This window comes from Thermoplasmatales archaeon (genome assembly GCA_014361245.1).
GTDB lineage: Archaea > Thermoplasmatota > E2 > UBA202 > JdFR-43 > JACIWB01.
In genome coordinates this window covers 17,336-39,324 of the sequence record JACIWB010000010.1, presented here as the reverse complement: position 1 = coordinate 39,324, position 21,989 = coordinate 17,336, and the positions used below count along the sequence as shown (strand labels likewise).

Here is a 21,989-nt window from a genome sequence, read left to right as displayed (position 1 = left end):
CTGCTTCTCCTTACGAATATATGAATTCCACTGGTTTTATCTCTCATAACGATACATTTTTCTTTCAATAATTGCATCCCTTTGCATTTATCACCAAATGCATTCTATGGGATGCATATTTTTACTGAAAATTTTGGTTAAGTTAACAGCATCAATTTTGGAACTGTAAAATAAATAAAAATAATTCTACTATTTTACCTTTAATCATTTTGTCCAATTCCTGAAGTTGTTTTAAATTACTTTGTATAAATTAGTCATCTTCATAGGAATAATTGCTCTTTATGGTTTTCAAATATATTTTTTAATCTTTAAAAAATATTCTTTGTTAAATACTAAGAGAGATAACTTTGCATTTTCTCAGTTATGGCAAAGATACTATTTTTCTATTTAATTCCATTTTCCTTTTCTTTTGTTCTACGGACCCCAAGAAGGGCAAAAAATTTATAAATTTTTAAAAAATTAATTCTGGGGAGAATGAAAATAGTTGTTAAGGATGTTGAAACAGGAAATAAGCTAAAAATGGATGTAAATAAAGAAAATACAATAGAAGAAATTATTGAGGAAGCCGCAAACTACTGGAAGAAAAATCCTGGAGCATATGTTTTAAGAATAGGTAAAAAAATACTGCAAGCGGAGCTTACTGTTGAAGAAGCACTTTTGCAGGAAGAAGATGTAATTGAGCTTATACCTGATCCAGTTGGGGGAAAATGCCTCTCCCAAAAGAAATATTGATAAAAAGAATAAAAAATGAACTCAGTGAATGCAGAAAAAAAACAGCGCATCATTTTATTGCAAGCGATGAAAATTTAAATAAAATTCCTATAGAAATAAATATCACTCTTGTAAATACACCTGGCCCAGTTTTCAGCGATGGAAAGGTTTTAACAAAATATACTCATAAATTAAAAATAATAATAACCTCTGACTATCCTTATCAAACACCGATAGTGAGATGGAAAAGTGAGATATTCCATCCAAATATAATGCCTCCAGAGGAAGGAGGATATTTATGCACAAAATTGCTTGATAACTGGTCCGTAAAATCAAATCTTCTTGCCTTTATAAAAGGAATTGAAACATTGCTTTCTTACCCAAATCCCAAAAATCCTTTTGAGAGCGATACTTGTACAAGGGCTGCTGAATATTTCAATAAAAATCCATTTGTTCCACAGCAGATGAGAAGCAGGCCAAAAATAATAGATGAAGATGGTTAAGATAGAAAGAGAGGAAAAAAAGGAAAGAAGGCTTGTGCCGCCGCCCGAGCAAATAATATTTTATTATCCAAAAGATGATATAAGGAAATTAATTGAGGAGGTATATAAAGAAAAAAATTTGAAGGAAATGAAAACTGGTAATTTTGAAAGATTTGCTGACTATCCATTCATGGATGGGCTAAATTTTTACATAAAAAAGGATGCATTTGAAAAAATGATTTTGCATTCATATGAAATGGCTGAAGAAGGAAAAGAAGCAATGGGATTCATAATAGGAGATGTTTTTTACTGGGAAAAGGAATATACTATTGCATTTAACATAATAACAGCAGAACTTGACTCTTCTTCATTTCATGTAAAATTCAAAAGAAATGCATTTGAAAAAATTTTTGATAAACTTGATGAGATAGAGTATGATTATATAATAGTTGGATGGTATCATTCCCATCCAGGTTATTCATCCTTTATGTCAGGCGTTGATTTGGAAACACAAAAAAATTATTTTAACAAAAAATTTCATGTCTCGCTGGTTATTGATCCATTAAACAAGGAAGCAAGAGTGTTTCGCTTAATAAATGGAGAATGTTTTGAGATACCCTATGCCCTATTTAAGTAATTTTTTATCCTTTTAACTATGAAATCCTTTCCAAGAGATTGAAGAAAATAGCCTGCCCTTGGTCCCTTTGTTTTTGCAAGACTTATTAAATATATTAGTTCGAATGCTCTTTTTGCAGGGAAATTATTATTTTTTGCTGTTTCATGAATTGTTGAATGTATTTTTTCAGCATCCCATTCTATTGCTTCAAAATTTTTCATCAAAATTTCCAAAAATTTTTTGTCCTCATTGCCTAGATCCAAATCCGGGAAATCCCTTCTCAATTCAAATTTTATCTCCTCTGGAGCATATCTGCCGAGCCAGTATTTTATTTTTTCATATCTTTCTTTCAATCTTTCTAAATCAAATTCCTGCAAATCATTCTTCCTTTTAAGAATTTCAACAACTTCATCAAAATTTTTTCCTATCTGTGCAACAATTGCGAGATGTAGATACGGTATTGAAATTGGCCTCCTTTTTGCAACTTCAAAAGGCTGAGATAGCTCATATACTCTCTTAAATTCTTTAAGTTCACCCTCTCCTTCAAAATATGCTTTCTCATATTTATCATATTCATCCATAAGATTTATTATTCCATATGTTGCATCAAAATCTATATGGCGGGATGGCTCATATTTCATAAAGAGGAAACGAATAGCTTCTGGAGGCATAATTCTCAAAACCTCTTCGGCAGATATAGCAACGCCAGTGGAGCCGTGCATCGCCCCCCTACCTTTTAAATTTATGAATTCATATACCAGTGGCATCGGCGGCTCATAACCAAAAATTTCCTTCGAGATTAACTTTCCAGTATCCCATGAGCTTCCAGCTGCGGCATGGTCTTTTCCAAATGCCTCGAAGGTTACACCGAAAATTTTCCATCTTGCTGGCCAATCAATTCTCCATGGAAGTTTTGCAGTTCCACCCTCTCTTATATCTAAATCTCCTACATTCCCACAATATTTGCATTTATAACTTACGATAGGGTAATCATACGACTCCATCTCCCCCATTAATTTTCCACATTTTTCGCATTTTATATTTATGGGTGCCCAAGATGTTGGCAGATCTCTTCCAGAAACGCTTGATAAAATACCTCTTATTCTTTCCGCATTTTCCAGAGATGTTTTTATTGCATCATTATAAACTCCTTTTTTGTAAAGCTCATGTGCATAGTATATTTTTGGCTTTATACCCAACTTTTCTATGCTTTCAAGAAATGGTTCAAGAAAATGATGTGCATAGCTTTCATGTTCATTGCAAGGGCATGGTATATCTGCTACTGGCATCCCTACATATTTCTCATAACTTGATGGCAAAAAAGGATAAACCTTTCTTAAAGGGTCAAATGTATCTCCTATATATATAAGCTCTCCATCTCCCCCCTTTTCCTTCAATGCCCTATAAACTGCTTCAGTAGTCATCACTTCTCTTAAATTTCCAACATGAATTGGGCCAGAAGGAGTTATAGCAGTAGCTAAAATATGCTTTCTTTTTTGCTCATAAAGTTTTTCAGCAATCACATCCGCCCAGTGCACAAAAGGATAAAATAGAAAGTATATATTTTTTGGGGAAATCAAAAAATGATAAAATTTATATATTTACTATCTATGCTATTTCAAAAAAAATTGAAATAATATGATATATGAAATATTGAAAGCTGGGATAAATGCAGTTGCAAGCTATCTTTCAGAGCATGTATTAACCTGCCTTATTCCCGCTTTTTTCATTGCTGGAGCAATTTCTGCCTTTATATCAAAAGAAAGCATTTTAAGATATTTTGGCGTTAAAACAAAAAAGTATATATCATATTCCATCGCTTCCGTCTCTGGAGCAATACTCGCTGTTTGCAGCTGTACAATCCTGCCAATTTTTTCAGGAATATACAAGCGGGGCGGCGGGATAGGCCCAGCAACCGCTTTTCTTTACTCCGGCCCAGCCATAAATGTGCTTGCAATAGTTTTGACTGCCCGTGTTCTCGGATTTAAGATAGGTATTGCCAGAGCTGTATTTGCGGTTTTAATGGCAATATTAATCGGGCTTGTTATGGCGCTGATTTTCAGAAAGCATGACGAAGAAAATTTGAATAATCAATTTGAATATAAGAAGAAAGAAAAGAAAAGGTGGGACAAAATCTTTGTTTTTGTTTCCCTTATTCTAATTTTGATTGTAGCAACATCTCCAATTAGCTGGAATATAAAATTCCCCGTAATATACCTGCTTACAATTTTAATTTCCTATGCCCTTATTTTTTACTATGAAAGAGAAGAGGTTAAAAATTGGGGACATGAAACATGGTGGCTTGCCAAAAAAATTTTTCCTGTTTTAATTGCTGGTGTATTCTTAGTTGGGGTAATAGGGGGAATTGCTTCCCAGTATACTGGAGAGGAACCAGATAGAGCGGTTGGTGTTCTTGCAAAAAATTATATAGGAGGGAATAGCCTATCAAGTTGCTTTATCGCCTCAATAATAGGAGCTTTACTTTATATGCCAACACTTCTTGAAGTTCCAATTGTGAATGATTTATTTGGCTATCATGCTGGAATCATGGGCGGCGGGCCTGCTCTGGCTCTGCTGCTTGCTGGCCCCTCTGTAAGCCTGCCGAATATGGTTGTGCTTTCTCGCATTATGGGGGTAAAAAAGACCGCTGTTTATATTTCTCTTGTTGTGGTTTTTTCTACTTTAATAGGATATCTTTTCGGGGTGATTGCTTGATTGAAATTCCAGAAGGAATAAGGAAAGAAGTTGCTGAAAAGGGCGGATTTGAAAAAATAGTTTCGATGGTTGAGAGGAAAATTGATAAAGAATTTGCTGATTTTATAAAAACAATAGCTGATGAAAAAAGGCTGAAAATAATTTATGCTTTAGGCATTCAGAGAATGTGTGTTTGCATGCTTGCTCAGCTGATTAATTGCCCTTATTCAAAATGCTCATATCATATTTCGAGGTTGAAAAAAGATGGAATTATTAAATCAAAAAATATCGGAAATTACACTGTCTATTTCTTGACAGAAAAAGGGAAAAAGTTGCTTAAATTGATTGAAAAAATTAAGGAGGTGATAAAATGAAGATTGAGATATTCGGCACTGGTTGTGCGAAGTGCAAAGCGCTTGAAAAAAGGGTGAGGGAAGCAGTTGAAGAAATAGGAAGAGACATAGAAATTGTAAAGATTGAGGATATTGGAGAAATAATAAATCGTGGAGTAATAGCAACGCCTGCACTTGCAATAGATGGAAAAATAAAGGTAGCGGGAAGGATACCAAGTAAGGAGGAAATAAAGGAAATGATAGGATGATGAAAGAAGGCTTGAGATATAGCCCAACAGCGATAAAATTCAAAAAATTCGCAAAAAATCAATGAGGGCATGCCAGATGCTTATGGAAGCAAAACATGGAAATACCACTTTTTTAACTTTGCTCCCTTACCAGAGAAAATTTCATCTGGAAAAATGCTCTGCAATCTTGGCTTATTTCTCAGTGAAGAAGCGGGTAGAAAAACAATGGAAGAAATCCAAGATTAAAAGAGCAATTCAGAGCAGTTTTAGCAATGCCTCTGGAAAAAGCAGATTTTGAGCCTGCTTGCAGATATATATCGCGAGGAGCACAATAGCCTCTCTACTTCTGTAATTCAGGCATGTTGCGTTGATGTAATAGCATATGTATATCTCTATGGAAAAACAAATGCTTCTTTTGGATGCTATGGATGCAGAGAGGCATCTGACTTAAAGGATGATGAGGCAATGATTGGAATTCCTTATAATAGGTTCGATACAATAGAAGAAGCAATAAAATTAATGAAGAGGTGAAAAATGAAGGGTAAAATAATCTATGCATGCTTTGGAGGATTTTCAAACACTGGAATAGCAACGGCAATAGCCAGCATGGAGGCAATCAAGCAAGAAGGAGAAAAAATATGCATTGGATGCCTTGCTGCAATTCCAAATAATGTGGAAAGTGTGAAGGGAAAAATGATGCATCAGTAAAGATAATTACTGTTGATGGTTGTCCTATGGAATGTGCAAAGAAAATATTGGAAAAAGCTGGCTATAAGGTGGAGAGTATTGTGCTTACTAGAGACATAGGAATGAAAAAGAAATCTTTATATGAAGAAAAGAGTTTAGAAAATGTGATTGATAAAAATGAAATTGAAAAAGCAAAGGAAATAATTGCAAGAAAAATAAAGGAGGGGGCAAAATGAAATGTGATTCATGCGGAAAGGAAATAGAAGAGAAGGATGCAAAATATCTGAACTATAGAGGATGCTGTTCTGTTAAGCGCATACCATTATGCAGGGATTGCTGGAATAAGATAATGGAAGTAAATAAGATATAAAATTAAAACAGGGAATGAACTAAAAATAAAAGGACTAAAAAAATCAGTCCAAGCTTTGTTATTAGTATGCTCTCATTTTTCTTTTTAGCACTGAAACCATAGTCATCTATTCTATAAAAAAGAAGCCATCCATACTGGCTGAAAAATGCAAATAGAGAAAGTAAAGATAGCTCGACCCATGCCTTCACTGGAATTTCTACCTTGAAGTATCCATATTGAACATAGAAAGAGCCGATTACAAGAAACATTGCTCCAAATGCCATCTGCGATTCATGATGAATTAATCCTTCAGCATATAAGCATGTTATTGCTCCTATAACAGCAAACACAATTACTGGCCATCCTGAATAGTATGCAAGATATATTGCTATTGAAAGGAGAATTGCTGCTGATATTACAAAAAGAACTTTGAGTGTTTTTTCACTTGTTGTAACCCTCTTTTCAATTTTTAAGTGAATCAAATCATGAATTGTATGCGCAAGGAAATAATGGGCGATGAAGCCACCAATGGCTGTTAGTATAACTCCATTCCAGTATATTTTATCATAGAAAAGGGAGTAGAAGAAAGAGCCAAGTAAAGGAAAAAAACCACCCGTAATTACGCATGTGAGTATTGTAAAAGGAGAAAGCATTCCTTTTGCTTCTATACTCATTCTACCCTCATTTCAATTCCTTTTATCATTTCATTTACAATATAAAATGGCGCTTCTTTTAGCAATTTTTTATAAACAGTATCATTTAGCAGATCTGAAGATGCGATTTCAACCGCCTTTTTTATATGCTTTTTTATCTCCTTTTTGTATATTTCTTTTATATCCTTTCCTCCTTCTTGAAGCATTTCTTCTATCAATTTCTTCCCTTCTTTCCTTATGTTTTCCAAGACACTTTTATCAACATTTTTTCCGTACATTTTTACAATCGGCATTATTATTCCTTCCTCTATCTTCTTCCCCTCAACAATATCAACAAGGTCATCAGCAAGCTGGTATGCAATACCTACTTCCTTCCCGTATTCTTTCATCAGCAAAATCACCTTTTCTTCTGCGCCCGCCTCGATCGCGCCCGCCCTGCAGGCAGCCGCAAAAAGCGACGCGGTTTTCATCTCTATTATCCTGAAATATTCCTCGAGTAATTTTTCGGGTTTTCTGCTGAGTAAAAGGTTTTCTATGTGGGAGGTAAAATCTATATCTTTTAATTGGCCATTGAGTGTTTCATTCCAAGTATCGAGAAATATTTTTGCATTATTTTCCCCGTGCTCAAGTGATATTCTGAATGCTTCATTTATCATTTTATGCCCTATAAGTATCGCAGCCCCTATTCCTTTAATAGCATGAAGGGCAAGCTTTCCCCTTCTTTCCATATCTCCATCCATTATATCGTCATGAATTAAGGAAGCGGAATGGGCAAGCTCAACCCCAATGGCGCTTTCAACTGCTTTTTTATATTTTTCATTTTTTCCGTTGCATGCCTTAAAGGAGAGGATAAGCATTACAGGCCTGAGAAGTTTTCCACCAAGCATTGCATATCTTATATCTTCGTCATTGAATCTTTTCCCAATTTCCTTTCTTATCTCTGCTTGCACATCTTTGAAAAATTGCTCAAAGTCAATGGCTTCTTCTGGCATATGAACCCTAAATAGAAAAATAATATAAGTATTTAACTCACAAGTTTTTGGATGCTATCGAACTTATATTTTAATATTTTAAAATTTTTATGAGGGCGTAATGAAGAGGGGCAATGAAGGCCTGCCAATGTTAAATCAAATTGGTTAATTTTAAAAATAGGTTTTGTATATATCCGTATGAAAAAGTTTGCATTATTTGTTGTAATAATAGTTTTGAATATGGGGGCAACCGCAACATTTAACACGCATATATCCAAACAGGAAGAGAACATAGCAATAAATTCAATGGAAATTTCGCTGAATTTTGGTGAGCCTGAAATTATAAAGAATGGAGAAAAAACAAAAATTGCTCTAGAAGGATGCTCGCAGATAATTGTGGAAAATATGCCGATTCTGCCAGTTTATAGAAAAACATTTTTATTTCCAGCAGGAACAAAGATTTTCTTAAAAGCAGAGCCAGCTGAAATAAAGCAGATAGATGCAACCATTTCTTTTGCTCCCGCTCTTGCGCCGCCTGGGAAGGTTGCGGGGGGATTGAAAAGTGATATAAATTTAAGATTTCCTGAGAGTTGGTATGAGTATGAAACATTGGGAGGTATTGTTGAAGGGCAGCACTTTACAATTTTAATTTTGAATATATATCCTGTAATTTATGAAAGCGGAAAATTATTTTATTCAGATAATTTTGATGTAAAAATTGATTATGTTCTGCCAGAAAAAACTGAAAGTGCCTCGCTATATGATTTCTTAATAATTTCACCAGATGCATGGCTGAGCGAGATTGAAGCATTGAAGCAGCATAAGGAAAGCAAGGGAATAAAGACAATAGTAGTGGGGCTAAATGAAATTTACAGTAGCAAGTATTTCCCCTGCAATGGCAGGGATGATGCTGAAAAAGTGAAATATTTCATTAAAAATGCAATTGAGGAATGGGGAATAAAATATGTTATGCTTGTAGGGGGAAGAAAATATAGCATAGGCGAGGAATGGATCATGCCTGCAAGATATGCGGGCATATACTGGGCGGATGAAAATGAATATGCAAGCGATTTATATTTTGCTGATATATATGATGGAAATTATAGTTTCTCTTCCTGGGATACAGATGGAAATGGAATATATGCGGAATGGAAGAAAAGTGGATTTCTGAAAGATCAAATGGATTTATACCCTGATATATATCTTGGCAGACTTCCTTGTAGAAGTAAAACTGAATTGAAAATTATGATAGATAAAATAATTTCATACGAAAATAAAGGCACATCCAAAAAAGCTGTTCTTATTGCGGGGGATAATTTTGAAACAGAAGGTTATGAAGGAGAGATAGTTACTGATAAAACAGCTTCCTACCTCTCTTCGTATGAAATAAAAAAAGTTTATGCAAGTGTGACGGATGTCAATCCAGAAAATATAAAGAATGCTCTTGGCAATGGAGCAACATTCATGCATTTCCATGGACATGGAAGCCCTATTTCATGGAGCACCCATAAGCCAGAAAATTTTGATGAATGGGAAAAAGGATTGGATGTTCTTGATTTGCCTTTATTCAAAAATAGTGAATATCCGATAGTTGTTGTAGGTGGATGCCATACTGCAATGTTCAACATAAGCATGACAGATTTTCCATGGACAAGCGGCTTTCCGTCACCTGCTGACTTAACTTCATGGTTCATTAAAAAGATTAATGGTGGGGCAATTGCTGGAATGGGCTACACATGCTTCCCGGTGGCGACGCCTGGCGAAGAAGGCGACTTGGATGGAGACGGGATAAATGAGGATGATAGCGTTGAGTCAGGATATGGGTATATGGAATTAAATGTATTCAAGGCTTATAGTGAAGGGAAGGATATGCTTGGCGAAACATGGGGTTATGCTGTTTCAAAATATGTGGAGAAATTTAAATTGCCCTATCAGCCATGGCATCTTCATACAATCCAAGGGTTTGTTTTACTTGGAGACCCAACTCTTAAGATAGGGGGCTATACTTGAGCATATATGAAAGAGAGCTGAAAGAAATTTTATCAGGAAATAGAGAAATTATTGAAAGGGTAACAAAAAATCTAAGCGATGAAAGGAAGGAAATTTATAAAAAAATTATAGAATATCCTTTTATAACTGTAAGGGCTGCTGGCTCGCTTGGAATAGCAGATATTGTTGCGGTAAGAGGGGACATTTCCCTTCTAGCCGAGATAAAGGCAAGGAAAGAAAAGGAAATTTTATTCAGCCATGAAAAGGGGAGGATGCAGAAGAAGGCGGAGGAAATGCTTGAAAAATGCGAAAAATCAAAGGTTCTGCCTATCTTTGCCTATCGCCTTAAGGGGATAAGAGATGAGACATGGAGAATATTTACGATGGATATGAATATTGAAGGAAATATTAGGAGAATTCATGAAAAAATTCCAAAAGTTGAAAAAAGCAAGGATGGAAATTACATCATGAGATGGGAAAAAGGAATGAGATTATCTGATTTTATTTCACTGCTGAACTCCTCCTGTCAATAACTCTCTTAGCTTTCCCCTCACTTCTTGGAAGAGTAAAGGGATCAACAACCTCTACATCTGCGCTTAATGTTGTAACTATCTTTATTTCCCTTCCTATTTCTTCTTCAATTTTCTTCTTTTCCTCTCTGCTATAACTCTTAGCACCTTCCACAACTATTTTTAAGTTATCTTCTATAATCATCTGCCAGTTGTTTCCCGCGTGTGGATTTTTCATTATAATTTCCTCTATCTGACTTGGAAATATGTTTGTCCCTTTTATTATTACCATATCATCGCTTCTTCCAGTTATAAAGGCATGCTTTAGATGGGTTCTCCCGCAGTTACATATTCCATCGTAGAAGAAAGTTATATCTCTTGTTCTATATCTTATGACAGGCAATCCTTCCTTTGTAAGGGTTGTTAAAACAAGCTCTCCTTTTTCCTCCTTTTCAATTCTTTCCCCGGTTTCCGGATCAATTATCTCTGCAAAGAAGTGGTCTTCCCATAAATGCAGGCCATCATGCTCGTCGCAATCAGCAGAAACACCTGGCCCACACATTTCGGTTAAACCATATATATCATGCACATCCATATTCCAATCCCTGCTTATCCTCTCTTTCATTGCCTTTGAAAACATCTCCGCCCCAAATATTCCATTCCTTACTTTAAGCTCAGATGGCTCAATCCCAATTTTCTTTGCCACTTCTGAGAGATGTAAGGCATAGGAAGCAACCCCAGCTATGAAAGTTGTTCCATAATATTTCATAAGCCTTATCTGCCTCTCACTCTCACCTTTCCCAGTAGGAACAATCAGCGCCCCCACTTTCTGCCCGCCATAATGGAAGCCAAATGCCCCTGTAAATGTGCCATAGGGTATTGGAATTTGAAATATATCCTTTTTAGTTAAGCCAGCCATCGCAAGGCATCGAGCCATCACCTCAGCCCACACCTCTATATCTTTTTTTGTATAGCAAACGGTTATTGGCTCACCAGTTGTTCCAGAGGAAGCATGCAATTCAATATATTCTTCCAAGGGATAGGCAAGCATTCCGAAGGGAGCATTTTTTCTGAAATCATCTTTTGTTGTAAATGGAAGTTTTTCTATATCTTCGAGATTTTTTATTCTCGGGCTTATTCCAGCTTCATCAAATTTTTTCCTATAAAAAGGAACATGTTTGTAAGCATGCATAACTATCTTTTTTAATCTTTTAAGCTGAATTTCTTCAAGCTCCTTTCTGCTGATTGTTTCCATTTCTGGATTAAACATATTGCTTATTAATGCATGATATAAATTATTTTTGCAACAAGATTTTTATATAAAAATAAGGATAAAAATGTGAAAAAGAAGGATTTGGAAATAATGCTTCAGAAAATTTACAAGGAAATGAGATTAAAGGAAAATCTTGAGCAATATTTTACACCAGCAGAAATTGCATCTGATATGCTCTGGATTGCAAGAGATGATATTAATGGAAAAGTTGTTATTGACCTTGGATGTGGAACTGGTATTTTTTCAATTGGCTCCGCAATTTTGAATGCAAAAAGAGTTATAGGCGTTGATATAGACGAAAATTTAATTGAGATAGCAAAAAAGGAGGCGGAGAAAATGGGTCTTGATATAGATTTTTTTGTAGAAGATGTCGAGAATTTTGATATAAAGGGAGATGTGACAGTAATGAACCCGCCATTCGGCGCCCAATATGCGAGCAGGCATGCGGATAGAATTTTTCTAAAAAAAGCGATGGAGCTGACAGAATGCATATATTCCCTTCATTTGAAGAATACTGAAGATTTTTTAAAAAAATTTATTGGAGAAAATGGATGGAGAATATGTTACAAAAGAGAATATAAATTTCCTCTTAAAGCATGCTTACCATTTCATAAAAAAAGAATTGCTTATTATGAGGTAATTATGATAAATTCGAGAAAATCGAAAAATATTATATCCTACTAAATATTTTATAGCAATGAAATGTGAGATGTGCGGGAAGGATACAAAACTTTTTAGAACACTGATTGAAGGCTCAGAAATGATGGTTTGCAAGGAATGCACTAAATATGGTATAATCTTGCCCGAAAAAGTTGCGGTAAGGATCAAGAGATCAGTACCCTATTCAAAGGATGTTTTTGATGAAATGAAAAAAGAACTTGTCGAAGGATGGGGCAGTAAAATAAAGGAGGCAAGAGAAAGAAAGGGACTTACAAGAGAACAACTCGGAGCAAAAATAGGAGAAAAAACAATAACAATTGCAAAAATAGAAAATGAAGAACTCCGCCCTCCAGATGAAACTGTTAAAAAGCTTGAGAAATTCCTTGAAATAAATCTTTTTTGCGAGGTTGGAAGTGTGCCATTGAAGCCAAAAAATGTTAAGGCAGTTACGCTGGGGGATTTGATTAAAAATGTTGATAGAAAAAGCAAGGAAAGCGATTGAGGAAAAAAAGATTATTGTTTACCCAACAGATACACTTTATGCTTTGGGAGGAGATGCAACAAGAAGTGAGGTAGTTAAAAAAGTATTTGATTTGAAAGAAAGACCATATGATATGCCATTATCAATAACTATTTCAGACATTGAGGAAATAGAGGAATATTGCTTCATGAATGAACTTGCTTATAAAATTGCTGAGAAGTTTTTGCCGGGACCAATAACTCTTGTGCTTAAAAAAAAGCATAGCCTGCCTGATTTACTTGGAAAGGAAAAAATTGGAATAAGAATTCCAGCAAATGAGATAGCAAGAAAAATAGCGAAAGGCTTGCCGATAACATCAACAAGTGCAAATAAGCATGGAAGGGAGGAGCCAAAAAGCATAGATATAGCAAAAAAACAGCTTGGAAGCAATGTAGCTCTTTATATAGACGCTGGCTCTCTACCAGGCAGGGCATCAACCGTAATAGATGTATCTGAAGGGAGAATAAAAATCCTAAGGGAAGGAGCAATAAGCAGGGAGGAAATATATGGAATATGAAAGTTATAAGGAGGCGGGGAAAATTGCAAAAAATGCTCTCGAAAAGGGTATAGGGAGCATAAAAGAAGGAAAAAGTTATTTTGAAGTTGCTGAGGAAATAGAAGAATATATAAAAGCCAGGGCTGAGCTTGCCTTTCCAGTGAATATCTCCGTAAATAGCGTCGCCGCCCACTATACGCCATCTATGGGGGATAAACTCGAGTTCAGAAAAGGAGATGTTGTAAAGGTTGATGTAGGGGCACATGTGAATGGTTTCATAGCTGATACCGCAAAAACAATAGAGATTGATGCAAAAAACAGGGATGCGTTGATAAGGGCATCGAAAGAGGCTTTGGAGGAGGCAATAAAGATAATAAAAAATGGCGTAACAGTTGGGGAAATAGGAAGGAAAATAGAAGAAAAAATAAGAGAGTATGGATTTAAGCCGGTTAAAAATTTGAATGGCCATCTTCTGGGCAGATATAATCTTCATGCAGGGATTTCAATTCCAAACATAGCAAATGACATTAAAATAGCTCTTAAGGAAGGACAGGTTATAGCAGTTGAACCATTTGCAAGTGATGGAGCGGGATATGTAGTGGATAAGGGAATTGGAAACATATATAGAATTGCGAGGCATTCTCCTTTTGCAAAAGAAATAGAGAGAAAATTTAATGGTTTGCCGTTTGCTGAAAGATGGCTTCGTAGCATTTATGGAAATGACACTTCTTTTAAAATTTCATTTTTAATGAAAAGAAAAATTATAGCACCGTATTACAAACTTGTAGATGCGGGGAATGGAATTGTTGCTCAATTTGAACATACAATAATTGTAAGAGAAGAGGGGTGCGAGGTAATTACCTAGCCCCCTCCAACCGGTGGAAAAATTGCAATTTCATCTCCTTCATTTACATATTCCTCTCCATTAGCATATTTATGGTTTAGTGATGCAACTGTAAAATCTTTAAGCTTTTCCAATTCTTGATAATTTTCAAAAATTAATTTTAAAACATCTTTCAATTTTTTACCCTTCTCTATTTCCAAGTAAATTTCGCTTTCACCTGCTATTTCACGATGAAGTGAATAAAATTTTACTTTTACCTTCATCTTTTACTACAAGCGGGGCAGTTTTTATTTTTTTCTAAATCAACCAGATAGTAGGAAAGAAAATGGGCATCATAGATGAGAAGTTTATTTTCAAGAGATGGCTTAATTCCAACTATATATTTTATTAATTCAGTTGCCTGTATCGTTGCTATTGTTCCAGCAACACTTCCAATAATTGGCAAATTTTTTTCATCCCTGACTTTAGGAAAAATGCATTTTAGGCATGCAGTTTTATATGGTATTATAACTGTTGCCTGCCCCTGAAATGCCCTGCATGCTCCGTGAAATAGAGGAATTTCATATTCAAGGCATGCTTCATTCAATATATATCTTGATTCAAAATTATCAAGGCAATCAACAATTGCATCCGCATCTTTAAGCAAGTCCATATTATGCCTGCTTATTTTCTCTTTAATTCCAACTATTTCTACTTCGCTATTTAACTTCCTTAACTTTTCAACAGCAGAAAAAACTTTATCCTTTCCAATATCTTCTTCCCAGTGAATTATCTGCCTATTCAAATTAGACAACTCAACAGCATCGCTATCTATTATCTTAATATGCCCAAACCCAGCAGATGCAAGATAAAAGCAAACAGCAGAGCCAAGCCCGCCCGCCCCTACAACAGCAATTTTTGCTTCTTTAAGCTTCTCCTGCCCTTCTTTTCCTAAAATCGGAATTTGCTTTTCATATCTATTCATTTATGGGCTCGGAGGGATTCGAACCCTCGACCTCCGCCGTGTCAAGGCGACATCATAACCCCTAGACCACGAGCCCGCAAAGTAATAACAAGGAAATATTTTAAAGTTTTATGCTGGACAAGTTAAAAAGATAAAGAAAAAATTATAATTTGGAAGGAATTATCAAGCATTGAACCCGATAAAGAAACTTCTTTGGTGGCTTCTGGCTGCTTCTGCGGGGGGAGCCAACAGAGGAAGAATAATTGAATTGCTGATTGAAAAGCCAATGAATGCGAATGAAATTGCGAGGATTACAGGTATGGATTACAAAACTGTGAGGCATCATTTGAAAGTGCTTGAAAAGAATAGCCTGATAACTTCGATGGGTGAGGGATATGCAAAAATGTATTTTATATCTGATTTGCTGGAGCAGAATATAAAGCATTTTTATGAGATTTGGGAAAAAATTGGGAAAAATAAAATAAATAGGAAAGGGGTGATGTAATATGAAAAAAATTGTTGTTTGGGTTGTTGCTGTGATGCTTGCTTTACAGATAGCTAATTTTGCGATTGCTCAACCAAGATGGGAGGAAAGACTTGTTAATAGATTGAGATTATTTTATGTTTTTTCAACAATTATAAATCTTGTTCTTTTGCTCGCCCTTCTTTTGATATATATAAATAGCTTTCTTAAAACAAAATCTTCATTTATGCTGGGCTTGGTTTTTTTCATAGGAGTTCTGCTTGTTCAAAGATTTCTTTCATTTTATTTCCCTTCAATGCCCCATCTTTTTGAAACACTTGCATTGATAATATTGCTGATATTGAGCTTAGAATAGGAAATGATTTGGGAAAAAATGGGTAATAAATCTGGTAAATATATATAAACAAAGCAATAGTTTTAATCATGGTGATGAAAATGAATAAAAAATATGTTGCGCTGGCTCTGGTTGCGACAATAGCAATAGCAGTGCTTGCACAGGCACAGATAAGTGCGATGAAAGGGAGCAATGAAAATAACAATGGAAATGATTTCAGCGGATATCGCTTTAGGAACAGGGTAAGAGAAAGAGTAATTGAAATGGCTCGCAATCATAACAGAGCAAGAATAATGGCGGAGAATTATCTAAACTTAACAAGGGAGGAAGGAATACTTGAATACATTGATGGAAAATATTATGTAAATGGTATGGAAATTTACTTTGGAGACGAGCATTTCCTGAACACCAATTCAAGAAGCGACTATGATATGGATGGAACATATGAAACAGTTATGGAAGAAATAAATGGGCTTGTTGGAAGCAATGTGATAATAAATGGCTTACTTGAAGATAACATACTCTATGCAAGCCACATAAACCGCATATGGCTTCGCCAGCCATGCTACAATGAATTTGTTGAATTGCAGGGAGTGCTTGAAGAAATGAATGGAAGTTATTACATAAATGGCATAAGGCTGATGATAAAGCAAGGTTTTTCAAAGAGTGACATTGATAGGGATGGCTCGCTTGAAAGAATGTATGAAGAGCTTAACGGCTTGGTTGGAAAAGAAGTAAAAATAGACGGATGGCTAAAAGATGACAGCATAGTAGTGATGCACATAAATGGCATATGGGCAAGATAATCTCTTCCCTTCTTATTTTTTGTAAAATTTAAAAAATGAAAAGAAAGCGTGGAAATGTGATTTCTCTTAACTACAATTTCTGAATAATGTAGAGAAGAAAAGTTTGTTGCCCTCATTCCGAATTTGAAAAACTTAATTTTATACAGACAAATATTGGATAAGAATTCAACTTCTGCAAGGTTGATGTAATGCTTCCTTAATGCTTATCCCGCATAATGCTCTGCTGGATATGGCTCTGGCTTAAGTCCTTTTCTTTCCCTTATTTTCCTCATTACTTCATCCTGTAAAAAGTCAGGCAATGGTTCAAATCCCATATTCTCTGTACTCCATAAAACTCTTCCACCAGTAGCTGAGCGAATTGCTGATGCAAATCCAAACATCTCCGCCACAGGCGCTTTTGCTTGAACAATGCTCATGTCGCCCTCATTCTTAATTTCCAAAATTGTCCCTCTTCTCTGGGTTATTTCTCTTGTAACATTTCCCAGAAGCTCGCTCGGCACAGATATAAATACCTTCTGAATTGGCTCAAGTAAAATTGGCTGGGCAAGTGTCATAGCTCCATAAATTGAGTTTCTTGTTGCGGGTATCATCTGTGCTGGCCCGCGGTGTATTGCATCCTCATGTAGTTTTGCATCAACAAGGCGCACCTTCACGCCCTGCAGCGGCTCCGCCGCCTTGCAGCCCGCTTTGCAGACATCCTCAAAAGCCTGAATCAGTAATTCCTTTGCTTCGTTAAGGTGCTGTATCCCCTTTGTTACATCTGTAAATAAATTTGCCCCCTTTATTGCAAAAACACCTTTTGCATCTTCTCTATTCATACCAAGTTCTTCGAGTTTTTTGGAAACTTCTTTTCTATATTTTTTGACATTTTCCTCTATCTGTCCTTCTAAAAGGGCTTTAACAACATTTTCTTCAAGTGGTTCTACCTCTACATATATGCAATTATGCTTGTTTGGGGATTTGCCTTCAAAAACTGGCGATTTTTTGCGAACAGTTTCTCTGTAAATTACCGTCGGGTCCGAAACAATTATATCAACTTTATGCTCATTTTTTATTCTATATTCAGTTATTTCAAGATGTAGCTCACCCATTCCAGACATTAAATACTCTCCCGTCTCCTGGTTTATTTCTACCTGTATTGAAGGGTCAGCTTTTGAAACATCTCTAAGCACTTTTACAAGTTTTGGTAAATCAGCTGGCTTTTTCGCCTCAACTCTAACCGTAACCACAGGCTCAGAATAGTGCTTTATTCCTTCAAATGGCTCAAGGTCTGGATTTGATGTGATTGTACATCCTGCATAGCTATCTCTCAAACCAGTTATTGCAGCAATATTGCCAGCTGGTATCTCATCTACTGGTATTCTTGTATCTCCTACCATTACCGCTACCTGCTGTACGCGATATGACTTCGGCATTCCCAGTATATAAACTTCCTCTCCTTCTTTTAGTGTGCCTGAAAAAACCCTTCCAACAGTTATTTCGCCTGCATGCGGGTCAATAATTATTTTTGTTACCATCATTGCAAGCTCTCCCTTTGGACTGCATTCCACCATTGCCTTTCCAGTTTCACTATTTAAATCCCCCTTCCATATATTAGGAATTCTGTATTTCTGCGCCTCTTTTGGATTTGGAAGATGCCTTATAACCATATCCAGAGTTATTTTATGAATAGGTGCTTTTTTTGCAAGAGTTTCTTGATCATCCTTCAAACAGTATTCATATATATCTTTGAATGTTATACCTGTTTTTTTCATAAATGGAACTGAAATGGCCCAGTTGTTTAATGCACTCCCAAAAGCAACACTTCCATCCTCTGGCTTAACACTCCAGTTTTTAAAATCTTCTGGAGCCATTTTCTGTATTAACCTATTTACTTCAGCAATTATCTTAACAAACCTCTGCTGCATTTCTTGAGGATTTAATTTTAATTCATTTATAAGTCTATCAACCTTATTTATAAGCAAAACTGGTTTAACTCTTTCCTTCAAAGCCTGCCTTAAAACAGTTTCAGTTTGGGGCATTACACCCTCAACAGCACAAACAACGACTATGCAACCATCAACAGCACGCATTGCACGGGTAACATCTCCTCCAAAATCAACATGCCCCGGCGTATCAATTAAGTTAATTAAATATTCCTGTCCCTCATATTCATGAACCATCGAGGCGGCAGCCGCATTTATTGTTATACCTCTCGCCTGCTCCTGCTCATCATAATCAAGCACCAGTTGCTCGCCCGCAAGTTCTTCCGAAATCATGCCCGCGCCCGCGAGAAGATTATCCGAGAAAGTTGTTTTTCCATGGTCTATGTGGGCAACTATGCCAATGTTTCTTATTTTTTCTGGGATATATCTCAATTGTTTTGCTTTTGCAATATTTTCTTCTTTCCTTCCCATATACTCACCTTGCACTTTCCGCTATTCTTTCTACTTCCAATTTTTTGCTTATTGCAAAACTTGATGGCTCATCATTTGATGCGCTTATTATTTCATCAGCAAGACATTCTTCAATTCTCTTTTTATTTCTGAATGTTTTATTGACTGCCCCAGTGCATATATTTCTCAAAGCAATATCTAACCTTCGCAAAGGAGCACTATCTACAGCTTGAGGAACATATATTCCGGATAAAAATAAGCGAGTTGTTTCCTCTCTTGGAGCAGAGTTTTCTATTGCCTTTATTAAAATCTGTACGGGATTTTTCTTTGTTTTTTTGTGAATTATTTCAAATGCTTTTTCAACAACCTTTGTTGCTTTTAATTTTTTTCCAGTATATTTTTCAGTTCTCATCATGTTGCTTATAAGTCGCTCAATTATGGATAGATTTGCTTTCTTAAATCTTCTATTCGCATGCTTTCCGTGAGTATGCAATTTTCTTGGATGAAGGTTTATATATTGTGCCAGTCCCTTGTCCGTTATTACAACATCTTCTAAACTATATTTTCCAAATAATAGTTCGGTCATTATCTCACTGGTTTCTCCACCTTACCTTTAACAAGTTCGTTCAATGATACATTATTTACTTTTATGACTTTATATCTTACTCCAGGAATATCTCCCTTAGAACGACCCATTCTTCCTCCTATCCCTTCAATAATAACTTCATCATGCTCATCTATGAATGTAATTGCTTTATCTCCCGGGGTAAAGGCTGTAACAACCTTCCCGTTCTTTATCAATTGAACTTTTACTGCCTTCCTTATTGCAGAATTTGGCTGCCTTGCTTCTATTCCAATCTTTTCAAGCACTATACCTCTTGCCTGCGGCGCCCCTTCGAGTGGGTCAGTTTTTCTCTTTAAATCGAGCATGTATCTCTTGTATCCGCTATCACTCCACCTGAATTTCTGCTTATTTTTTGCCAATTTACGAGCGGCGAACATTCCTCTGCCCATATGGAAGCATATAATCTTTTAGTATATAAGAATAACGCTTGTTGATTTAGCAAACCCAAGCAAAGAAAAAGATTATTTTAGAAATTTCGATACAAATGGAGATCTTTCCCGCTGTCATATGACAAATTTCTGTATATCCACGAATCGCATACCCTTCCGCTTCAACAAGCACATTTAAAAATCGCTTTTATATCAGGAGGGTCTTTTTGTAGCCTGGCAGGTCAACTCCGCTGCAGCATTCTTCCAAAGAATTTTTTGTCCAGCAAGCCATTCAAAAATATATTTATTATACATAAATTGCCATCTATGACCACCGATAGTAGAGACAAATTTTGCATCAATTCCATTTTTTATTAGCTCTTCATAGTAATGAAAACCGCATTCATATGGTACAAATCTATCTTTTTTACCATGAATTATTAAAGAAGGTGAATGATTAGATGGAATGCTCTGATTTGAAATGCAATCAAATTCTGGTCCATTCTTTGTAATTTTGATGTAATCAGCATTTGCTCCAGCATAAATTACTACCCCTTCTATTTTATCACCACAAAAAATTGCTAATCTACTCGCCATAAAAGCACCGGATGAAAAACCACATACATATATTCTCTCCATATCAGCTTCATTTTCAGAAAGCCATTCCAAAATATCATAGAAAAACAATATATCTTCTGATTCATTTGAAAATGAATCCCATGCTTTTATACCATATGGCTCTAAAGAATCGGGAGCAACAACCATATATCCCATTCTCAATGCTTCTTTAACAAATAGATACTGCCCATTGCTCCAGATAAAGGGATAAAACCATACTTCTGCACGCTGAAGTGCGGCGTGCAGCACAATTATTACAGGATAATTGCATCCTGTTTGCGGCTTTTCCCACAAAAATCTTCTACCGTTTATCCATTCTTCATTTGGGCTACTGGAAATGCTCCTATTTATTCCAGAAGTGAAACCACTAAATAAAAAAATCAATAATATTAACCATGCCAGTTTTTTCATAATTAAAATATGTGAGCTATATTTTAATTTTTCATTATTTAATTTAAAAAATTTAGAAAAATATATTAAGAATGTTTTCCATTTCCCTTATGGTAAAGGAAGTAAAATATGAGAGATTGAGATTTTTTAATATTTTGATGGGCTTTTTACATTTATTTCAATCAGCGATAATGCTATATTTAAGTAGTGATAAAAAATGGCCAATATATATAACCTATCTCAGATTTGACGAATTGAATAGAACATTGGTTCCTACAACAGACAAAATATTTGATATCCAGCTTGCTCCATTGGTGGCATTATTCTTGTTAATATCTGCAATTGCCCATTTTTTAATTTCAACAGTTCTTTATAAAAGATATGTTGAAAATCTGAAAAGCAATATTAACCCCTATAGATGGTATGAATATTCTATAAGTGCTTCACTAATGATTGTTATAATTGCCATCTTGACTGGAATATATGAATTGGGCACATTAATTGCTCTTTTTGCACTTACTGGAATAATGAATTTAATGGGACTGATGATGGAAATCCACAACCAAACAACCAAAAAAACAAATTGGACATCTTATATAATAGGATGCATAGCTGGCATAGTCCCATGGATTGTTATAGCCATATCGCTTGCGGCTGGCGCGCTATATGGAGGGGAGATGCCCTTTTTTGTTATTGTAATATATTTTTCAATAGCTTTCTTTTTCAATCTTTTTGCTGTAAATATGTTTCTGCAGTATAAGAAAATAGGTAAATGGAAGGATTATCTATATGGAGAGAAAATTTATATAATTTTGAGCCTTGTAGCAAAATCACTTCTTGCCTGGCAGATATTTTTTGGGACACTTCAACCTTGATGCACTTCAATCTTTTCCTTATATGCGCTTAAAGAGGAACTTTTATTCTTTGGCGAGCCGATATGAAAAGGAGAACTGAAAATATATAGCTCTGCGTCAATCTTTTCTAAATCAACTTAATCAACACAAAATATACT

31 protein-coding genes and 1 tRNA gene are annotated in these 21,989 nt (G+C 35.5%); 21 read left to right on the top strand and 11 right to left on the bottom strand.

Features of this window, described 5'->3' with window-relative positions; translation table 11 throughout:
* The first annotated feature begins 474 nt into the window (after positions 1 to 474).
* The 3 genes from H5T45_02935 to H5T45_02925 are packed head-to-tail and all read left to right on the top strand — an operon-like array spanning position 475 to position 1,830.
* On the top strand, positions 475 to 732 hold the full coding sequence (locus tag H5T45_02935) for a hypothetical protein (GenBank protein MBC7128668.1): 258 nt from the start codon (positions 475 to 477) through the stop codon (positions 730 to 732).
* Positions 708 to 1,214: a hypothetical protein gene (locus H5T45_02930; GenBank protein MBC7128667.1), complete on the top strand. Its 507-nt coding sequence runs from the start codon at positions 708 to 710 to the stop codon at positions 1,212 to 1,214. The genes H5T45_02935 and H5T45_02930 overlap by 25 nt, the downstream gene beginning before the upstream one ends.
* Positions 1,201 to 1,830 (top strand): hypothetical protein, encoded by a 630-nt coding sequence (locus H5T45_02925; GenBank protein ID MBC7128666.1) that lies wholly within the window; start codon positions 1,201 to 1,203, stop codon positions 1,828 to 1,830. Before H5T45_02930 ends, H5T45_02925 begins: the two co-directional genes overlap by 14 nt.
* On the opposite strand, the gene H5T45_02920 is transcribed toward H5T45_02925, so the two are convergent.
* Entirely contained in the window at positions 1,812 to 3,347 is a 1,536-nt protein-coding gene (locus H5T45_02920) for a lysine--tRNA ligase (GenBank protein ID MBC7128665.1), read from the bottom strand. The genes H5T45_02925 and H5T45_02920 overlap by 19 nt on opposite strands.
* A 100-nt stretch (positions 3,348 to 3,447) precedes the next feature.
* Here H5T45_02920 and H5T45_02915 point away from each other — a divergent pair, with 100 nt between their 5' ends.
* From H5T45_02915 to H5T45_02880, 8 genes are all read left to right on the top strand, one after another.
* On the top strand, positions 3,448 to 4,524 hold the full coding sequence (locus H5T45_02915; protein ID MBC7128664.1) for a permease: 1,077 nt from the start codon (positions 3,448 to 3,450) through the stop codon (positions 4,522 to 4,524).
* Positions 4,521 to 4,877, top strand: a complete 357-nt coding sequence (locus tag H5T45_02910; protein ID MBC7128663.1) for a winged helix-turn-helix transcriptional regulator — start codon at positions 4,521 to 4,523, stop codon at positions 4,875 to 4,877. The genes H5T45_02915 and H5T45_02910 overlap by 4 nt, the downstream gene beginning before the upstream one ends.
* Complete coding sequence (locus H5T45_02905) at positions 4,874 to 5,104, top strand: TM0996/MTH895 family glutaredoxin-like protein (GenBank protein MBC7128662.1); 231 nt, start codon at positions 4,874 to 4,876, stop codon at positions 5,102 to 5,104. The genes H5T45_02910 and H5T45_02905 overlap by 4 nt, the downstream gene beginning before the upstream one ends.
* A gap of 69 nt (positions 5,105 to 5,173) precedes the next feature.
* Positions 5,174 to 5,329: a hypothetical protein gene (locus tag H5T45_02900; GenBank protein ID MBC7128661.1), complete on the top strand. Its 156-nt coding sequence runs from the start codon at positions 5,174 to 5,176 to the stop codon at positions 5,327 to 5,329.
* 48 nt (positions 5,330 to 5,377) lie between these two features.
* Positions 5,378 to 5,614: a DUF169 domain-containing protein gene (locus H5T45_02895; protein MBC7128660.1), complete on the top strand. Its 237-nt coding sequence runs from the start codon at positions 5,378 to 5,380 to the stop codon at positions 5,612 to 5,614.
* Between the two features lie 3 nt (positions 5,615 to 5,617).
* The gene (locus tag H5T45_02890) at positions 5,618 to 5,791 is read left to right on the top strand and encodes a hypothetical protein (GenBank protein MBC7128659.1); all 174 of its coding nucleotides are present in this window, start codon (positions 5,618 to 5,620) and stop codon (positions 5,789 to 5,791) included.
* A 26-nt stretch (positions 5,792 to 5,817) separates the two neighbouring features.
* Positions 5,818 to 6,006: a hypothetical protein gene (locus H5T45_02885; protein MBC7128658.1), complete on the top strand. Its 189-nt coding sequence runs from the start codon at positions 5,818 to 5,820 to the stop codon at positions 6,004 to 6,006.
* A complete protein-coding gene (locus tag H5T45_02880) occupies positions 6,003 to 6,140 on the top strand; it encodes a hypothetical protein (GenBank protein ID MBC7128657.1) in 138 nt (45 codons plus the stop codon). Before H5T45_02885 ends, H5T45_02880 begins: the two co-directional genes overlap by 4 nt.
* 2 nt (positions 6,141 to 6,142) lie before the next feature.
* Here the strand turns inward: H5T45_02880 and H5T45_02875 are convergent, their stop codons facing one another.
* Positions 6,143 to 6,793 carry a hypothetical protein gene (locus H5T45_02875; GenBank protein ID MBC7128656.1) on the bottom strand — a complete coding sequence of 217 codons (651 nt, stop codon included), beginning with the start codon at positions 6,791 to 6,793 and terminating at the stop codon, positions 6,143 to 6,145.
* Entirely contained in the window at positions 6,790 to 7,764 is a 975-nt protein-coding gene (locus H5T45_02870) for a polyprenyl synthetase family protein (GenBank protein MBC7128655.1), read from the bottom strand. Before H5T45_02870 ends, H5T45_02875 begins: the two co-directional genes overlap by 4 nt.
* A 177-nt stretch (positions 7,765 to 7,941) precedes the next feature.
* Here H5T45_02870 and H5T45_02865 point away from each other — a divergent pair, with 177 nt between their 5' ends.
* Positions 7,942 to 9,753, top strand: coding sequence for a hypothetical protein (locus H5T45_02865; GenBank protein ID MBC7128654.1), 1,812 nt, complete (start codon positions 7,942 to 7,944; stop codon positions 9,751 to 9,753).
* Positions 9,750 to 10,265, top strand: coding sequence for a Holliday junction resolvase (locus tag H5T45_02860; protein MBC7128653.1), 516 nt, complete (start codon positions 9,750 to 9,752; stop codon positions 10,263 to 10,265). Before H5T45_02865 ends, H5T45_02860 begins: the two co-directional genes overlap by 4 nt.
* Here the strand turns inward: H5T45_02860 and H5T45_02855 are convergent.
* A complete protein-coding gene (locus tag H5T45_02855; protein ID MBC7128652.1) occupies positions 10,234 to 11,511 on the bottom strand; it encodes a phenylacetate--CoA ligase in 1,278 nt (425 codons plus the stop codon). The two genes, H5T45_02860 and H5T45_02855, sit on opposite strands and share 32 nt — an antisense overlap.
* 69 nt (positions 11,512 to 11,580) lie before the next feature.
* Here H5T45_02855 and H5T45_02850 point away from each other — a divergent pair, with 69 nt between their 5' ends.
* From H5T45_02850 to H5T45_02835, 4 genes are read left to right on the top strand one after another with little or no spacing between them, the layout of a single operon-like run.
* Positions 11,581 to 12,198 carry a methyltransferase gene (locus H5T45_02850; protein MBC7128651.1) on the top strand — a complete coding sequence of 206 codons (618 nt, stop codon included), beginning with the start codon at positions 11,581 to 11,583 and terminating at the stop codon, positions 12,196 to 12,198.
* A 13-nt stretch (positions 12,199 to 12,211) separates the two neighbouring features.
* Entirely contained in the window at positions 12,212 to 12,676 is a 465-nt protein-coding gene (locus H5T45_02845; protein ID MBC7128650.1) for a TIGR00270 family protein, read from the top strand.
* A complete protein-coding gene (locus tag H5T45_02840; GenBank protein MBC7128649.1) occupies positions 12,645 to 13,211 on the top strand; it encodes a threonylcarbamoyl-AMP synthase in 567 nt (188 codons plus the stop codon). Before H5T45_02845 ends, H5T45_02840 begins: the two co-directional genes overlap by 32 nt.
* Positions 13,201 to 14,055, top strand: coding sequence for a type II methionyl aminopeptidase (locus H5T45_02835; protein ID MBC7128648.1), 855 nt, complete (start codon positions 13,201 to 13,203; stop codon positions 14,053 to 14,055). Before H5T45_02840 ends, H5T45_02835 begins: the two co-directional genes overlap by 11 nt.
* Here the strand turns inward: H5T45_02835 and H5T45_02830 are convergent.
* The 3 genes from H5T45_02830 to H5T45_02820 form a co-directional block, all read right to left on the bottom strand.
* Positions 14,052 to 14,297 (bottom strand): MoaD/ThiS family protein, encoded by a 246-nt coding sequence (locus H5T45_02830; protein ID MBC7128647.1) that lies wholly within the window; start codon positions 14,295 to 14,297, stop codon positions 14,052 to 14,054. The genes H5T45_02835 and H5T45_02830 overlap by 4 nt on opposite strands.
* The gene (locus tag H5T45_02825) at positions 14,294 to 14,998 is read right to left on the bottom strand and encodes a HesA/MoeB/ThiF family protein (protein MBC7128646.1); all 705 of its coding nucleotides are present in this window, start codon (positions 14,996 to 14,998) and stop codon (positions 14,294 to 14,296) included. The genes H5T45_02830 and H5T45_02825 overlap by 4 nt, the downstream gene beginning before the upstream one ends.
* Before the next feature lie 3 nt (positions 14,999 to 15,001).
* Positions 15,002 to 15,074, bottom strand: a tRNA-Val gene (locus H5T45_02820).
* Positions 15,075 to 15,176: 102 nt separating this feature from the next.
* On the opposite strand from H5T45_02820, the gene H5T45_02815 reads away from it, so the two are divergent.
* The 3 genes from H5T45_02815 (at position 15,177) to H5T45_02805 (ending at position 16,601) form a co-directional block, all read left to right on the top strand.
* Positions 15,177 to 15,482: a winged helix-turn-helix transcriptional regulator gene (locus tag H5T45_02815; GenBank protein ID MBC7128645.1), complete on the top strand. Its 306-nt coding sequence runs from the start codon at positions 15,177 to 15,179 to the stop codon at positions 15,480 to 15,482.
* A gap of 1 nt (position 15,483) precedes the next feature.
* Positions 15,484 to 15,816, top strand: coding sequence for a hypothetical protein (locus H5T45_02810; protein ID MBC7128644.1), 333 nt, complete (start codon positions 15,484 to 15,486; stop codon positions 15,814 to 15,816).
* 80 nt (positions 15,817 to 15,896) lie between these two features.
* Positions 15,897 to 16,601 carry a hypothetical protein gene (locus H5T45_02805; protein MBC7128643.1) on the top strand — a complete coding sequence of 235 codons (705 nt, stop codon included), beginning with the start codon at positions 15,897 to 15,899 and terminating at the stop codon, positions 16,599 to 16,601.
* Positions 16,602 to 16,804: 203 nt separating this feature from the next.
* Here H5T45_02805 and H5T45_02800 read toward each other — a convergent pair whose 3' ends face one another.
* The 4 genes from H5T45_02800 to H5T45_02785 all read right to left on the bottom strand — a co-directional run bounded on the left by H5T45_02800 (position 16,805) and on the right by H5T45_02785 (position 20,998).
* Entirely contained in the window at positions 16,805 to 18,997 is a 2,193-nt protein-coding gene (locus H5T45_02800) for an elongation factor EF-2 (GenBank protein ID MBC7128642.1), read from the bottom strand.
* Positions 18,998 to 19,001: 4 nt separating this feature from the next.
* The gene (locus H5T45_02795) at positions 19,002 to 19,562 is read right to left on the bottom strand and encodes a 30S ribosomal protein S7 (GenBank protein MBC7128641.1); all 561 of its coding nucleotides are present in this window, start codon (positions 19,560 to 19,562) and stop codon (positions 19,002 to 19,004) included.
* Positions 19,562 to 19,990: a 30S ribosomal protein S12 gene (locus H5T45_02790; GenBank protein MBC7128640.1), complete on the bottom strand. Its 429-nt coding sequence runs from the start codon at positions 19,988 to 19,990 to the stop codon at positions 19,562 to 19,564. Before H5T45_02790 ends, H5T45_02795 begins: the two co-directional genes overlap by 1 nt.
* Before the next feature lie 192 nt (positions 19,991 to 20,182).
* Positions 20,183 to 20,998, bottom strand: coding sequence for a dienelactone hydrolase family protein (locus H5T45_02785; GenBank protein MBC7128639.1), 816 nt, complete (start codon positions 20,996 to 20,998; stop codon positions 20,183 to 20,185).
* Positions 20,999 to 21,087: 89 nt separating this feature from the next.
* Between H5T45_02785 and heR the strand changes: the two genes are divergently transcribed.
* Positions 21,088 to 21,852, top strand: a complete 765-nt coding sequence (gene heR, locus H5T45_02780; protein MBC7128638.1) for a heliorhodopsin HeR — start codon at positions 21,088 to 21,090, stop codon at positions 21,850 to 21,852.
* Positions 21,853 to 21,989: the final 137 nt, after the last annotated feature.